The organism is Streptomyces sp. NPDC101393, assembly GCF_044767385.1.
Lineage (GTDB): Bacteria > Actinomycetota > Actinomycetes > Streptomycetales > Streptomycetaceae > Streptomyces.
In genome coordinates, this window is the sequence record NZ_JBIWNU010000015.1 from 30,991 (window position 1) to 45,897 (window position 14,907).

Below are 14,907 nucleotides of genomic sequence, written 5' to 3' on the forward strand. Positions count from 1 at the left end.
GCAGGCGCTGTTTAGGAGTGAGACATGCCGCACGAAGCCCGCGCCGTCATCGCTGTCAAAAAGGGCGCGCCCGTAGAGGTGCTGCCGATCCTCGTACCCGATCCCGGTCCGGGCGAAGTGCTCGTGACCGTCCAGGCGTGCGGGGTGTGCCACACCGATCTGCATTACCGCGACGGCGCGATCGGCGACGAGTTCCCGTATCTGCTCGGCCATGAGGCGGCCGGCGTCATCGAGGCCGTCGGCCCCGGTGTCACGGACCTGACCCCCGGCGACTACGTGGTGCTCGCCTGGCGGGCGCCCTGCGGCCAGTGCCGCGCCTGCCGCCGGGGCCGCCCCTGGTACTGCTTCGACTCGCTCAACGCCACCCAGCCGATGACCCTGCTGGACGGCACCCCGCTCAGCGCGGCCCTGGGCATCGGCGCCTTCGCCGAGAAGACCCTGGTCGCCGCCGGACAGGCGGTGAAGGTCGACCCGTCGGCCCGTCCGGAGGCGGCCGGCCTGATCGGCTGCGGCGTGATGGCGGGGTACGGCGCGGCCGTGCACACCGGAGCGGTCGGCAGCGGCGACACGGTCGCCGTCATCGGCTGCGGCGGCGTCGGCAACGCCGCCATCGCCGGCGCCTCACGGGCCGGTGCGCGCCGGGTCATCGCCGTCGACATCGACGACGGCAAGCTGGACGCCGCCGAACGGTTCGGCGCCACCGACACCGTCAACTCCCGTGGTACGGACCCCGTCGAGGCCGTCCGGGCGCTCACCGCCGGGCACGGCGCCGACGTGGTGATCGACGCGGTGGGCCGCCCCGAGACCTGGCGGCAGGGCTTCTACATGCGTGATCTGGCCGGCACGCTGGTCCAGGTCGGGGTGCCTGACCCCGAGATGCGGATCGAGCTGCCGCTGATCGATCTGTTCTCGCGCGGCGGGTCGCTGAAATCGTCGTGGTACGGCGACTGTCTGCCCAGCCGCGACTTCCCCGTGCTGATCGATCTCTATCTGAGCGGCAAACTCCATCTGGAGCGGTTCGTCAGCGAGACCATCGACCTGACCGATCTCGAAGCCGCCTTCGCCAAGATGCAGCGCGGCGAGGTCCTCCGCTCGGTGGTGGTCCTGTGACCGCCCGCGCGGGCGCGGCCCGCGTGGTCATCATCGGCGCCGGCATCGTCGGCTGCTCACTGGCCGATGAACTCACCAGACGGGGCTGGCGCGATGTCACGGTCCTGGAGCAGGGCCCGCTGCACGCCCCCGGCGGCTCCACCTCGCACGCGCCCGGCCTGGTCTTCCGCACCAACGCCTGCCGGACCCTGACCGGCCTCGCCGCGTACACCGTCGAAAAGTTCTCCGGACTGACGGAGGACGGGGAGTCCTGCTTCGACGCACGCGGCGGACTGGAGATCGCCACCAGCGAGGCGCAGTGGGCCGAGCTGCACCGCAAGGCCGGTCTCGCGGCGTCCTGGGGCATCGAGGGCGAGCTGGTCTCCGCCCGCCGGTGTGCCGAACTGTGGCCGTTGCTGGACGAGTCGAAGGTGCTGGGCGGTTTCTTCACCCCCGGGGACGGGCTGGCCCGTGCCCTGCCCGCCTCGCGGGTCCAGGCCGAGCGGGCGGCCTCCCGGGGCGCCCGGATCCTGGACCGGCACACCGTGACCGGCATCGAGCGCGCGGACGGCCACGTCACCGGCGTCGTCACCGACCGGGGCACCTTCCCGGCGGATCTGGTGGTCTCGGCCGCGGGCTTCTGGGGGCCGGTGATCGGCGCGATGGCGGGCGTCAGCGTGCCACTGCTGCCGCTGGCGCACCAGTACGCGACGACGTCGGCGGTCCCCGGGCTCGACGGCCGGCGCCCGATCCTGCGCTTCCAGGACCGCGATCTGTACTTCCGCGAGCACCCCGCCGACGACCCGGCCACCGGCGGCTTCCGGATCGGCATCGGCTCCTACGCGCACCGGCCGCTGCCCGTCGATCCGTACGCCGTCCCCGCGTTCGACGACGCTCCCGTGATGCCGTCCTCGCTGCCCTTCACCCACGACGACTTCGCACCGAGCTGGGAGGACAGCGCCTGGCTGCTGCCCGCCCTGGAGGACAGCAGCGTCGAGGACGGCTTCAACGGCGTCTTCTCCTTCACCCCCGACGGCATGCCGCTGCTCGGCGAATCCCGTGAACTGCGCGGATTCTGGCTGGCCGAGGCGGTCTGGGTGACGCACTCGGCGGGCGCGGCGAAGGCGGTCGCCGAGTGGATGACCGACGGCCGCACCGGCATGGACATCCACGGCTGCGAGCTGTCCCGCTTCGAGGGCGCGCAGCGGTCACCGGCGTATGTCCGCGCGCGCGGCGAGCAGCAGTTCGCCGAGGTCTACGACGTCATCCATCCGCTGCAGCCCGCCGAGCGGGCGCGTCCGCTGCGGGTCAGCCCCTGGTACGCCCGGCAGCAGGAGCTGGGGGCGCACTTCCTGGAGGCCGGCGGCTGGGAGCGGCCGCACTGGTTCGAGGCCAACGCCGCGTCGGCCAAGGGCCTGGACCTTCCGGAGCGGGACGCCTGGTCGGCGCGCCACTGGTCGCCGATCGCGGCGGCCGAGGCGCGGGCGACCAGGGAGCGGGTCGCGCTCTACGACATGACGCCGCTGCGACGGCTGGAGGTGACCGGGCCCGGCGCGCTGGAGTTCCTGCAGCGGATGACCACCAACCAGCTGGCGAAGAAGCCGGGCGCGGTGACGTACACCCTGCTGCTGGACGCGGCGGGCGGGATACGCAGCGATCTGACGGTGGCCCGGCTGGCCGCCGACCGCTTCCAGATCGGCGTCAACGGCCCCGCCGACCTGGACTGGCTCACCGACCACGCCCCCGAAGACGTCCAGGTCCGCGACATCACCTCCGGCACCTGCTGCATCGGGGTCTGGGGCCCGCTCGCCCGCAATCTGGTGCAGCCGCTCACCGGCGCGGACTTCTCACACCGCGGCTTCGGCTACTTCAGGGCGAAGGAGGCCTACATCGGCGAGGTGCCGGTGACCGCGATGCGGCTGAGCTACGTCGGTGAGCTGGGCTGGGAGCTGTACACCAGCGCGGACCTCGGCCTGCGGCTGTGGGACACGCTGTGGGCGGCCGGACAGCCGCTGGGAGTGATCGCGGGCGGCCGCAGCGCCTTCAACAGCCTCCGCCTGGAGAAGGGTTACCGCGCGTGGGGCCAGGACATGTCCACCGAACACACCCCCTACGAGGCCGGGCTCGGCTGGGCCGTGAAGCCGGACAAGGGTGATTTCGTCGGACGGGCGGCGCTGGCCGCGCACCCGCCCGAGGGCGCGCGGCGCCGGCTGGTGCCGCTGACCCTGGACGACCCGGCGGCGATCGTGCTGGGCCATGAACCGGTGTACGTGGACGGCGTCCCGGCCGGCCATGTCACCAGCGCCGCCTACGGCTACTCCGTCGGACGGGCCATCGCCTACGCCTGGCTGCCGCCGGCCGCGGCCGAGCCCGGTACGGCCGTCCACCTGGAGTACTTCGGCGAGAAGGTCCCGGCGACGGTCCGCGCCGAACCGCTCTTCGACCCGGCCATGGAACGCATCCGGCGCTGACGCGCCCACCCCACGCCCGCCCGCGCACCCCTCTCCCCGACCCTGCGCCCACCGGGGAGAGCGGCACCCCACCGAGCCGATCGACCCCGCCCGGCTGCCCGCCGTGCCCGCCAACGGAGGTGTCCGATGACCCTCGCACCCGCGTCCTCCAGCCTGCTCGCCACCCTCGCCGGACGGATGTACACCGACTCCGGTGTCTTCGCCCGGGAACAGGAGCACATCTTCGAATCGCTCTGGTTCTGCGCGGTCCGCGCCGCCGATCTGGAGCGGCCCGGCGCCTTCCGCACCGTCCAGGTGGGCCGGGAGAGCGTCCTGATCACCCGCAACCGCCGCGGCGGCTTCGGGGCCTTCCTCAACGTCTGCCGGCACCGCGGTGCCCAGCTGTGCACCGAGGAGTCCGGCGAGGTGCGGCGCAACCTCCAGTGCCCGTACCACGCCTGGACCTACGACCTGGACGGCCGGCTGGTGGCCGCGCCCAACCTCCAGCGGATGCCGGACGTGGACCGTACCGAACGCGGGCTGGTGCCGGTCCGGCTGCGGGAGTGGCTGGGCTACGTGTGGGTGTGCCTGGCCGACGAACCGCCGTCCTTCGAGGAGACGGTGATCGCGGCGGTCGCCGAGCGGCTGGGCGATCCGGCGGCCGTGGAGCGTTACGCCGTCGACGGCCTCGCGCTCGGCCGGCGGATCCGCTACGACGTGGCGGCCAACTGGAAGCTGATCATCGAGAACTTCATGGAGTGCTACCACTGCGCCACCATCCACCCCGAACTCACCGAAGTACTACCGGAGTTCGCGGACGGCTTCGCCGCCCAGTACTTCGTCGGGCACGGCGCTGCGTTCGCCGACGAGGCCGAGGGCTTCACCGTCGACGGCAGCGGCGGCTTCGCGCCCTTCGCGGGCATCGCCGAGGAGCAGGACCGCCGCTACTACGCCATCACGGTCCGCCCGCAGGTCTTCATCAACCTCGTGCCCGACCATGTGATCGTGCACCGGATGTTCCCGATGGCCGCGGACCGCACCGTCGTCGAATGCGACTGGCTGTACGCACCCGACGTGGTCGACTCCGGCGCCGACCTCTCCCGCTCCGTGGAACTCTTCCACCGGGTCAACGCACAGGACTTCGCCGCCTGCGAACGCACCCAGCCGGCGATGAACTCACGGGCCTACCGGGCCGGCGGGGTGCTCGTCCCCAGCGAGCACCACATCGGCGAATTCCACCGGTGGGTCACCGATCGGCTCCGTCCGGAGACCCAGGAGCCGCATCCGGCGATGACTCCGGCTGAGCCGGCATCTGCTGCTCTTCAGGACGGCGGTACATACGCGTCGCCGTGATCTGGCCGTGCACCACCTCCCCGTCCGGGTCCTGCTGCGGCAGGCCCGGCCGCAGGTGCTCCTCGACGCTGATGTACTTCAGCCCCGCCCGCAGGTCCGCGTCATTGCGCAGCCGGATGACCAGCGGGAACTCCGCGAGCGCGGTGGTGTCGAAGAGGCCCGTGGTGTAGAGGAGTTGGACACCCAGCGCGTCGGCGACGGCCCGCTGGAGCTCCAGCAGATAGGTGGCGTTGGCGCGGCCGATGGGGTTGTCGAGGAACAGGGTGCCGGCGTGCCGCTGCTTGTCCCGGCCCCGGTCGTTGCTGCGCAGCGCGGCCATCGTGCAGTACAGCGCGATCGCCGCGGTGAGCAGCTGCCCACCGGAGAAGACGTCGCCCATCTGCCCGACGGGAACCCGCTCGGCGCGCAGCACCGCGTCCGGCTTGAGGATCTCCACGGCCACCCCGCGCGGCAGCAGCGCGGCGGCGACCCCGCGCAGCAGCAGGGACATGCCGTCCCGCCGCAGGTCGCTGTTCTTCCTGACGGCCGCGAGGGTCGCTTCGTCGATGACCTCGCCCAGCCGCTCGGTGAGGGTGGCCTGGTCCGGGTCCTCGAAACGGATGCGCAGGAACTCCTGGCCCGACCACTCCCCCAGCCCCTCGGGCAGCCGGGACAGCCGCTGCGCGGAGCGGAGCGTCGTCAGTGACGACTCCACCAGGCCGCGCAGCCGGTCGACGATGCTGTCGCGGTTGCGCTCCAGCTGCTCCAACTCGTCGGTGAGCACCCGCAGCCGGGGCGCGAAGGCGTCCGCCCACTTCGCTGCGTGCTCGGGGAGGGCCGCGGCGGGCAGCTCCCGGATCTGCTGCCGGGCCGGGGTGCGGACCTGTTCGTAGCGGGTGGAGTTGGCGTGCCGTACGAGGATGTCGCTCGCCTCGCGCACCGCGGCGTCGGCGGCGGACAGGTCGGCGGCGCAGCCGCGCAGCGACCGACGGGACTCGGCGGCGGCCTGCCGGGCCTCCTCCACCCGGCCGGCGTACGGTTCGGCCTGCTCGCCCGCCGCGTCCTCGCCGTCCTGCTGGTCGCGCAGCAGATCGCGCAGCAGGGCGGCGGTCTCGTCGAAACCGCCGGCCGCGTCCTCGGCGGCGCGATGGCCGCGCAGCAGCTCTTCGTGCCGGGCGCGGGCGGTGTCCAGCGCCTCGGTGGCGGTGGCCAGTTCACCGCCCGCGGTGCGCAGCAGTTCCTTGGCGCGGTCGGCGTCGGCGGGCACCTGGTCCGCGGCGAGTTCGGTGTGCGCCTCGCCGTCCACCGGCGCCAGCCGCTCCGCCTCGCCGCGCAGCCGGCCGAGCTGCTCGCTGGCGGCGGAGGCGCGGGTCTCCAGCATCTGCACCAGCGCTTCCGCGCGGCCGGCGGCGGCCTGCCGGGACGGGCCGTCGGCGGCGTCCGGGCTCTGCAGCAGCGCCTCGGCGCGGGTGCGGACCTTGTTGGTGAGGCGGTTCAACTCGGCGAGAGCCGCGCTCTCGTCGCCCTCGGCGCGGGCCTGTTCGGCACGCAGGTCGGCGCCGACGCCGACCTTCTCGTAGAGCTGGGAGGCGGCGCGGTAGGCCTCGCGGAGCGCGGGAAGGGAGGACTTCGCGTCCTCGGGCGCCTCGCCCAGGTCGTCCGGCACACCGGCGATCTCGGCGCGCTCGGCGCGCAGCGCGCGGGCGGTGCGGCGGGCGTCGTCGGCGGCGCGCTGGGCGGCCCTGCGGTCCTCGTCGGCGGCCCGCGCGCGGTCCACGCACTCCTCGGCCCGGTCCTCGAACTCCGCGGCCTCATCGGCGAGTTCGCGCAGGCGTGACTGCCAGCCGGCGCGCTCACGCAGGCGGTGGGCGAGCCCCGCCAGCAGGTCGGCGGCGCGCCGGGCACGCTGCGCGGTCTCCTGCCGCTCGTCGCGCACCCGGGTGGCCTCCGCCGCGACCTCGTCGGTCTCGGCGCGCACCGCACGGGCCTCGGCCAGCTCGGCCACGGCCTCCTCGGCGGCCGTACGGGTCTGCTCGGCGGTCGCGGCCAGCTCGGCGAGCCGGCCCGGCGGGCAGCCCGTACGCCACGAGCCGAGCCGGGCGGCCAGCGCGCGGTCCCCGGAGAGCCTCGCCGCGAGCACCCGGATCTCGTCGTCCCGCTCTATGGCGCGGGCCCGCAGCGCCTGGCGCTCCTCGTCGGCGGCGGATTCGTCGTGCATCGCCGGGTTCGGCGGGACGAGGAAGACGCCGGTGTCCTGGCTGTCGGGGGCCGGAGTGGGGGCCAGCAGCGCGGCGGCGGTGCCGACGGCGACGGCGGAGCGGGGCAGCAGCGCCGCCTGGGCGAGCACCTCGCGGGCCCGCGCATGGGTTTCCGGGTCGGTGATGATCACGCCGTCGACGAGCTCGGGACGGGCGGCGAGCACCCGGGCGTGGTCGGCGGGGGCGACGGACTGGGCGAGATAGCGCCAGCCGGGCAGTGCCGGGACGCCGTGCTCGCCGAGGTATTCGACGGCGGCCAGCACATCGGGCCCGGGGGGCAGCAGCCCGCCGTCGCCCAGCGCGCCGAGGATCCGCGCATCGTCGGCGGCGGCCGTCCGCAGGTCGAACAGCTGCCGTTCGGCGGCCGTGACGCCCTCCTCCAGCAGCTCGTGCAGGGCGTCGGCGTTACGGTCGAGCTCCTCGGCGGTGAGCGGACCGGTGATCGCCGGGCCCGCATCGCCGCCGGTCGCGGCGGAATCCGCGGCCGGGTGGGGGGCCGAACCGGAGGTGCGGGGGCCGGGCAGCGCGATGCTCTTGGTCTCGGACTGCGGCAGGCCCAGGAGGTCGGCGAGCCGCTGCTCCGCGCCGATCGATTCGGCGGCGCGGCGTTCGGCGTCGTGGCTGCGCCCGGCGGCCTGCGCGGCGTCCTCGGCGCGGGCCGCGGCCAGCTCGGCGGCGGCGTGCCGGGAAGTGGCCTCGCGGGCGCGGTCGGTGGCCTGCTTGGCGGCCTCACGGGCGGTGTCCCAGGCCTCGACCGCGGTCTTCTCCGCGTCCGAGGCGGCGAGCGCGGCACGGGCCGGGTCGGCGTCCGGAGCGGTGTCGTCCAGCCAGCCCGCCTCGACGGCCTCGGTCGTCTCCTGGGCGACCTCGGCGAGCCGCTGCTTGAGGTGATCGGCCTCGCTGCGGGCGCGCTGGGCGTGGGTGGCGGCGGCGGTGGCGTCGCGGTGCGCCGCTTCACCGGTCTCCTGGAGGGCGGCGGACCGCTCCTCCTCCTCGTTGGCGATCCGCTCGCCGACCTCGGCCGCCGTATGGAGCGCTCGGACCAGGTCGGCGGCCGCGGTGGCGCGGGCGGCGAGCGCCGGGGCGGCGTCCCGTTCGGCCTCGCGGATGGCGACCGCGACCCGCGCGGAGCGGTCGGCGGCGGAGCGGTGCCGCAGCGCGATCTCGGCGGCCTGCCAGGCGCTGTGCAGCGTACGGGCGTCGTTCAGCTCACGGCGCTGGGCCGCGGCGCCCTTCTCGGCGGCGGCCAGGGCCAGGGAGGCGTGCCGGTAGGCGATTTCGGCGGAGACCAGGGAGCGGCGCTCGCGGGTGCGTTCGGCGTCGGTGACGTGGTGCGCGGCGGTGGCGACCTGCTCGGCGAGCTCCGCGGCCCGGCCGCGCTCCTCGGTGCCGCGGGCGTGCAGTCGCTGGGCGAGGGCGCGGGTGCGGCGTTCGGCGCCGGCATGCACCTCGCGCGCACGTTCACGCTGCTCGGCGGAGTCGGCGATCCGCGAGAGCAGGTCGAGGGAACCGGCGGTGAAGTCGCGCTCGGCGGTCAGCTCGGCGCGCCGGCCGAGCTTGTGGGCGAAGCCGTGCACGAGGTCGGCGAGGCCGTCGGTGTCGCGGGTGTCGGTGACGGCGCGCAGCAGCAGGTCGGTGAAGTCGGAGTCGTTCTTGACCGCGAACAGCCCGGCGGCTTCGCCCTCGTCGGCGTTCATCTCCCGCTGGTAGCGGAACAGTTCGGGGTCCAGACCGAGGACTCCGAGGTGTTCGTTCCAGCGCTCGTGGATCTCTTCCCAGACGACGTCGAGGTTGGGGTAGTTCTTCCCGGCCTCGGTGAGGACATCACGGAAGCCCTTCATCGTACGGCGCCGTCCCCGGGCCCCGGAGATCCCCTCGCCGCTCTCCTCGCGGGGCCGGACGACGGTGGCCTCGGCGACGGGGAGCGCGTCCAGGCTCATGCCGGGGCCGGGCCGGAAGCTGTACCAGGCCTCGGCGAACTTCCGCGGGTCGTTGGAGACCTGCCGGCCGCGCCACTCGCTCGCCTTGCCGACCACGACGGTCTCGCCGGTGAGGACGTGCTGCCACTCCAGCGCGACATGGCCGCAGTCGTCGGCGAGCAGGAACTTGCGCAGCACACCGGAGCTGGCGCCGCCGAGGGTGTTGCGGTGGCCCGGCAGCATCACCGAGAAGATCAGCTTCAGCAGGACGGACTTGCCGCCGCCGTTCTCCAGGAAGAGGACGCCCGCGGGGGCCGGGCGGCGCGGCGGGCCGACCGGTTCGTCCTCGAAGAAGTCCGCCTGGGCCGGCGCGGGCCGGGGCACCGTCGCGCCGACACCGCGCAGGTCCAGCACGGTGTCGGCGTAACGCGCACCGGCCGGGCCGATGGAGTAGAGGCGGACCCGGGACAGCTCGTACATGGCGGACTCTCGTTGTCGTGTCAGGGGGTGGAGGTGGGGGGGCGGGCCGGTGCGGGGCGCACCGGCGGTCGAGCGCCCCTTACCCGGTGTGGAACGGCAGGCCCGCGTCGGAGACCAGGTCGAGGTCGTCGGACTCCTCGCCGGGGATCAGCGTGGCGCTGCCGTCGGCGACCGGCACCACGCCCAGCTCCAGCAGTTCGGCCATGGCGGCGCTGCCCGCCATGTCGCGTACCTGGAGTTGGTAGCGGGCGGTGGTGCGGTAGGCGCCGCCGGCGTCGTCGCCGGTGCGCTGGAGGAAGCCGGAGTCGACGAGGAAGGTGACGGCCTTGGCGATGATGCCGGTGGTCGAACCGGCCAGCCGCCGGGCGTCCTTGGTGGCGCCGGTGGCGCTGCGCCTGGCGTAGACCCGCCAGGCCGATTCCAGGCCGGGGGCGTCGGTGGTCGGGTCGGTGTTCTCGCCCTCCTGCTCGGCGCGCTCCTCCAGCCTGCGGCAGGCCTGGCGGACGAACGCGTCGACGCCGTTGACGGTGATCCGGCCGATGTAGCCGTCGTCGGCGAGGTCCTCGGGGCGCGGGAACGCCAGCGCGGCGACCGCGAGATGGGCCAGGCCGTGCAGGAAGCGGTCGGCGGAGTCGGCGGTGGCACGGCGGGCGTAATCGCCCATCCGGACCGCGAAGACGGAGTCCTCGTCGGCGGTGACGGCCATCCCGGCCCGGGTGGACACCTCCAGGACGACCAGCCCGAGGCCGGTGGCGACGGCGTCGGCGAGCCGGGCGAAGGAGGGCTCGTCACGGTAGCGGCGCAGCAGCTCGGCGTATTCGACGTCGCGGGCGGGCATCAGCTTGGGCTGCAGCCCGAAGGAGACCAGCCGTGCGGCGTCGGCGGCGTCGGCCGGGGTGACCGGCGCGGGGCCGGCCGCGGCCGCTTCGGGGGCGGCGCCCGGCGTGCCCCGTCCGGTTCCGGTGCCGGACACCGGGTCCGGCTGCGGCGTCGCCTCGTCGGCGGCGGCGTACTCGGTCACGGAACTAGCTCCTTGTGGGGGACGGTCTCGGGGAAGTGGTGCCGCCTCGACGGCGGCCGGGGGCACGGCGCCGCCGGATGGCGCGGGGCCGGGCGCGGCCCGCGGACCGGCGGCCGCGGTGCCGGTGGCGCGGGCATCAGGCCACCTCCGAGCGGTCCGCGGCCATCCCGGCCGAGTCCAGCAGGGCCTTGCCGACGATGAGGTCGGCGCCGCCGAACTCGGGGTCGGCAAGCTCCGTGCCGTCGTCGACGGCGAAGAGCAGCTGCTGCTCGCCCTGGCGGTAGGCCGTGCCGACCGGCGGGCTGGCGGCATGCACCGCCAACAGGGCGACCAGATAAGGGAGTTCGGGGTCCTTGCGGCGGGCCTCGGCGAGGAGTCCGGAGAGCCGGCGGGGCGCGTCGGCGGGCAGGTCGAGCAGTGCCGTTGCGGCGTCCAGCTGCTCCTCGCTGAAACGGCTGTCGTCGGGCGTCGCGACCAGGTCGGGCTCGGGCATCTCGGCGCCGAGGTGCTCGCGCTCCATGGGCGGGGTCAGCAGCACCTCGACGAGATCGCCGACCCGGACCGCCGACGGGGTGCGCAGGCCCGTCCCGTGGGCGAAGAAGGCGTCGGTGACGCGGATGGCGTGCTCGGCGGGCAGCGGCAGCAGCGGGGCCAGCAGCTGGCCGTAGAGGTCGAGTCCGGAGCGGGCGGTGGGCGTGGCGAAGGCCTGCCGGTCCTGTTCGGCGCGGAAGAGCGGGCCGGCCTCCAGCAGGCGGGACTGGAGCTGGGTGTGCCGGCGGATGCAGTCCTTGACGATGTCGACGAGCTCGGCGGCGCGCCGCTTGTGCTCGGCCTCCTCCGTCTCGTCGCGGGCCTTGCGGATGTTGGTGAGGATGGCGTTCTCGTGGCGGTAGCGGTCCGCGACGTGGTCGAGCGCCTCGGTGATCATGTCGGGGACGGTCTGCAGCCAGTCGACGGCGCGGACGTTGCGACGGGTGGCGTCCAGGGTCCGGCGCAGGGTCTCGGCGTACTGCACCGTGCGGTAGCGGGCCTGTTCGGCGGCGAGCTGGGCGTCGGCCAGCCGGCCGCGGTTGATCAGCACCTCCAGCTTGACCTCGGCGGCGATCTGGGCGCTGGTGACGTCGGTGTCGAGCGCGCCGACCAGGACGTTGACCGCTTCGTCGGTGGCCCGGAGGTAGACCGTGCCGCCGGCGCCGGGCACTTCCTCGATGAGCTTGAAGTCGTAATCGCGGCGGACGTACTCGCCCTCGGGGTTGAAGGTGCCGTAGACGGCGCGGAATCCGCGGTCCACGCTGCCGACGTTGATCAGATTCTCCAGCACCCAGCGGGCGACCCGCTCGTGCTCGCCCGAGGGGCGGCGGGGGGCCTGGGCGGCGACCCGCGGCAGCACCCTGGCCACTATTTCCTCGTGGTCGGCTCCGGTGTCGAAGTCCATGTTGAGGGTGACGAGATCGATGACGGCGAGCGCCACCTCCGCCATGGCATAGATGCCGTACTCGCCCGCGAGGTTGGCCTTGCGCACATCGAGGTCGTGCAGCGGCGCGGTGCATGCCAGGGCACGCAGCCGACGGGCCAGGCCTTCGTCGGCGGCCGGGCCCGGCGCGGGCCGGTGTGGCCCGTTGAGCTGGGGCGCAGCGGCCCTCGGGGCAGGAAAAGTCACGTCGCACAGAGTAGGCGCTCGCAGTGACAACGGACGAAACGGCGCGGATCCGCTCAAGGGGGGAACCTGCGGAATCCGGTTGACGGCCGACCGCTCAGCTTACCGGCCCGGTCGCCGGCTTCGCGCCCGCACCCCGGCGGGGTGGGGTGCGGGCGGGCCTTCACGGCCGCCGTTCACCGCGCCGTTCACCGCGCTCAATGTGTTGCGCCGCCCGCGGCGCGGAGGTCGGTGCGGGTGACCGCGGCGGTGGCGGCGATCTCCCGCAGCGCCTGGGCGACCGAGGCGACCGGCAGGGACGGCTGGGCGCGGTCCACGACCTGTTCGGGCGCGTAGGGGACGTGCACGAAACCGCCCCGCATTTCCGGCATTTCGGTGGCGATGAGATGGGCGAGGGCGTAGAAGACGTGGTTGCAGACGAAGGTGCCCGCGGTGTTGGAGACCGACGCGGGCAGGCCGGCGGCGCGCACGGCCGCGACACAGGCCTTGACCGGCAGGGTCGAGAAGTAGCCGGCCGGGCCGCCCGGGACGATCTCCTCGTCGATCGGTTCGGCGCCCGCGCCATCGGGGATGCGGGCGTCGTCGACGTTCACCGCGACGCGTTCGACGGTGATGTCGGGCCGGCCACCCGCCTGTCCGACACACACCACGATCTCGGGCCGGGTCTCCTCGATGGCGCTCCGCAGCGCCGTCCGCGAGGCCCCGTAGACGCAGGGCAGCTCGGCGGTGAACACCTCCAGGCCCGGCGGCGGTTCGGCCGCGGCGGCGCGTACCGCCTGCCAGGACGGATTGGTGGATTCCCCGTCGAAGGGTTCGAATCCGGTCAGCAGTACCCGGGTCATACGGTCATCCTCGGCGGTGGTGGTGGTGGGGGCGGTGGTCGGACCCGCGGTCCGGCGGTGGGGCGCGCGTCCGGGCGGCGGGCCCGGCGAAGTTCGGCAGGTCCGGTGGGTCCGGTGGGTCCGGTGGGTCCGGTGGGTCAGAACGCGAACAGCGCCATGATCACGATGTTGCAGCCGAGCAGCACGCCCGCGGTGGGCAGCTGCGCCTTGATCGGGCCGTATTGGTCCTTCAGTTCCAGCAGGGCCGCCGGAACGATGTTGAAGTTGGCCGCCATCGGGGTCACCAGGGTGCCGCAGAATCCGGCGAGCATGCCGATGGCCAGCACCGCGGCGGGGTTGCCGTCGAAGTGCCCGATGAGGACGGGCCAGCCGACGGCGGCGGTCATCACCGGGAAGGCGGCGAAGGCATTGCCCATGATCACGGTGAACAGGAACATGCCCACGCAGTAGACGACGATCGCGACGTACAGCGAGTCCTCGGGCAGGATGGACCCGGCGAGCTTGCCGACCTGGTCGCCGACGCCGGCGACCTGGAAGATCGCGCCGAGAGTGGCCAGCATCTGCGGCAGCAGCATCGCCCAGCCCATGGCTTCCAGCATGGAGCGGCCGGACTGCACCGGCACCGAGATCCGCTTCTCGCGCAGCATCACCATGCCGACGATCAGGGCGGCGACGGCGCCGATACCCAGGCCGAGGATGGTCTCGCTGCCCTCCTGGAGGAGCGGTTCGCCCCCGAAGGAGAGGTGCTTGACGCCGACGGCGCAGATCATCGCGACGACCGGGATGGTGAGCGCGGGCACGAACAGCCTGTTGCCCAGCTTTGCGGCGCTGGCGACGCGCTGTGCGGGGGTGGTGGTGCGCGGGGTGCCGCGTCCGGTGAAGCCGAAGCCGGCGAGCGAGGCCATGACGAGGACGGCGACGCCGAGGGGCTCGGCCGGCACCTGCTTGGTGACGACCCAGCTGCTGTAGATGAATCCGGCGCCGATCAGGCCCCAGAAGGCGCCGGTGCCGAAGCGCTTGGGGTTGCTGCGGTCGGCGGTCATCTGGGCGGCCATCACCAGGAAGCTCAGCCCGACCAGCCAGTAGAACCACTCTGCCTTGATCACTTCGCGGCCTCCATTGCTCCCGTTTCGACATGGGCGGTGAGCAGTTCGCGTTCCAACTGGCGGTCCAGGCGCAGCAGTCGCCAGCCGTGGACGAGGAAGGCGCACACCGCGGTGGGGATCGCCCAGAGTGCGAGTTGCAGGGGTTCGAGGTGGGTGCCGTAGGTGGTGTTGACGAAGCCGGTGATCAGCAGGATGGAGCCGACGGCGAGAAAGACGTCCTCACCGAAGAAGAGCCCGATGTTGTCCGCGCTGGCGGAGAACGACCTGACCTTCTCCCGTGTCCGTTCCGGTAGTGCGCCGTACTTGCGCTCGGCGGCGCCCTCGGCCATCGGGACGGCGAGCGGGCGGACGGTCTGGGCGTGCCCGAAGACGTTGGTCAGGCCGACCGCCGCGCCGATCTGGCGCATGCCCAGGTAGAGCGCCAGAAAGCGCCCGGTGGTGAGCTTGCCGAACTTGGCGATGAGGTTGCGGGCCTGCTCCTGGAGGCCGTAGCGCTCCAGGAGGCCGATGACCGGGAGGGTGATCGCGAAGATCGTCACGGCCCGGCTGCTCGCGAAGCCCTCGCCGAAGGAGGCGAGCACTTTGCCCGGCGACAGGCCTCCGAGGAGGCCGGTGGCAATACCGGCCACCCCCACGACCAGGAGCGGATTGCGCTTCGTGGCGAAGCCGATCACGACCACGAGCACACCGAGGAGCACGATCATGGATCCGCCTTCCGCGTGCGGGACCCCGCAGGGTTCCCTCGGGTCCCCA

9 protein-coding genes are annotated in these 14,907 nt (G+C 73.5%); 3 read left to right on the forward strand and 6 right to left on the reverse strand.

Translation table 11 applies throughout. The features are described from left to right. The first annotated feature begins 24 nt into the window (after positions 1-24). The 3 genes from ACIRQ7_RS34505 to ACIRQ7_RS34515 all read left to right on the forward strand — a co-directional run bounded on the left by ACIRQ7_RS34505 (position 25) and on the right by ACIRQ7_RS34515 (position 4,892). Positions 25-1,110, forward strand: coding sequence for an S-(hydroxymethyl)mycothiol dehydrogenase (locus ACIRQ7_RS34505; protein ID WP_404266482.1), 1,086 nt, complete (start codon positions 25-27; stop codon positions 1,108-1,110). After that, on the forward strand, positions 1,107-3,560 hold the full coding sequence (locus tag ACIRQ7_RS34510; RefSeq protein WP_404266483.1) for an FAD-dependent oxidoreductase: 2,454 nt from the start codon (positions 1,107-1,109) through the stop codon (positions 3,558-3,560). Before ACIRQ7_RS34505 ends, ACIRQ7_RS34510 begins: the two co-directional genes overlap by 4 nt. A 126-nt stretch (positions 3,561-3,686) precedes the next feature. Next, positions 3,687-4,892 carry an aromatic ring-hydroxylating dioxygenase subunit alpha gene (locus tag ACIRQ7_RS34515; protein ID WP_404266484.1) on the forward strand — a complete coding sequence of 402 codons (1,206 nt, stop codon included), beginning with the start codon at positions 3,687-3,689 and terminating at the stop codon, positions 4,890-4,892. Here the strand turns inward: ACIRQ7_RS34515 and ACIRQ7_RS34520 are convergent. The 6 genes from ACIRQ7_RS34520 to ACIRQ7_RS34545 all read right to left on the reverse strand — a co-directional run bounded on the left by ACIRQ7_RS34520 (position 4,786) and on the right by ACIRQ7_RS34545 (position 14,858). Next, a complete protein-coding gene (locus ACIRQ7_RS34520; protein ID WP_404266485.1) occupies positions 4,786-9,528 on the reverse strand; it encodes a hypothetical protein in 4,743 nt (1,580 codons plus the stop codon). The two genes, ACIRQ7_RS34515 and ACIRQ7_RS34520, sit on opposite strands and share 107 nt — an antisense overlap. Before the next feature lie 79 nt (positions 9,529-9,607). After that, on the reverse strand, positions 9,608-10,501 hold the full coding sequence (locus ACIRQ7_RS34525; RefSeq protein WP_404266530.1) for a hypothetical protein: 894 nt from the start codon (positions 10,499-10,501) through the stop codon (positions 9,608-9,610). A gap of 184 nt (positions 10,502-10,685) precedes the next feature. After that, entirely contained in the window at positions 10,686-12,209 is a 1,524-nt protein-coding gene (locus ACIRQ7_RS34530) for a hypothetical protein (RefSeq protein WP_401479239.1), read from the reverse strand. 194 nt (positions 12,210-12,403) lie between these two features. Beyond that, positions 12,404-13,048, reverse strand: a complete 645-nt coding sequence (gene pcp / locus ACIRQ7_RS34535) for a pyroglutamyl-peptidase I (protein WP_404266486.1) — start codon at positions 13,046-13,048, stop codon at positions 12,404-12,406. 137 nt (positions 13,049-13,185) lie between these two features. Continuing rightward, on the reverse strand, positions 13,186-14,154 hold the full coding sequence (locus ACIRQ7_RS34540) for a DUF979 domain-containing protein (RefSeq protein WP_404266487.1): 969 nt from the start codon (positions 14,152-14,154) through the stop codon (positions 13,186-13,188). After that, positions 14,151-14,858, reverse strand: a complete 708-nt coding sequence (locus tag ACIRQ7_RS34545; protein WP_404266488.1) for a DUF969 domain-containing protein — start codon at positions 14,856-14,858, stop codon at positions 14,151-14,153. The genes ACIRQ7_RS34540 and ACIRQ7_RS34545 overlap by 4 nt, the downstream gene beginning before the upstream one ends. Positions 14,859-14,907 lie beyond the last annotated feature (49 nt).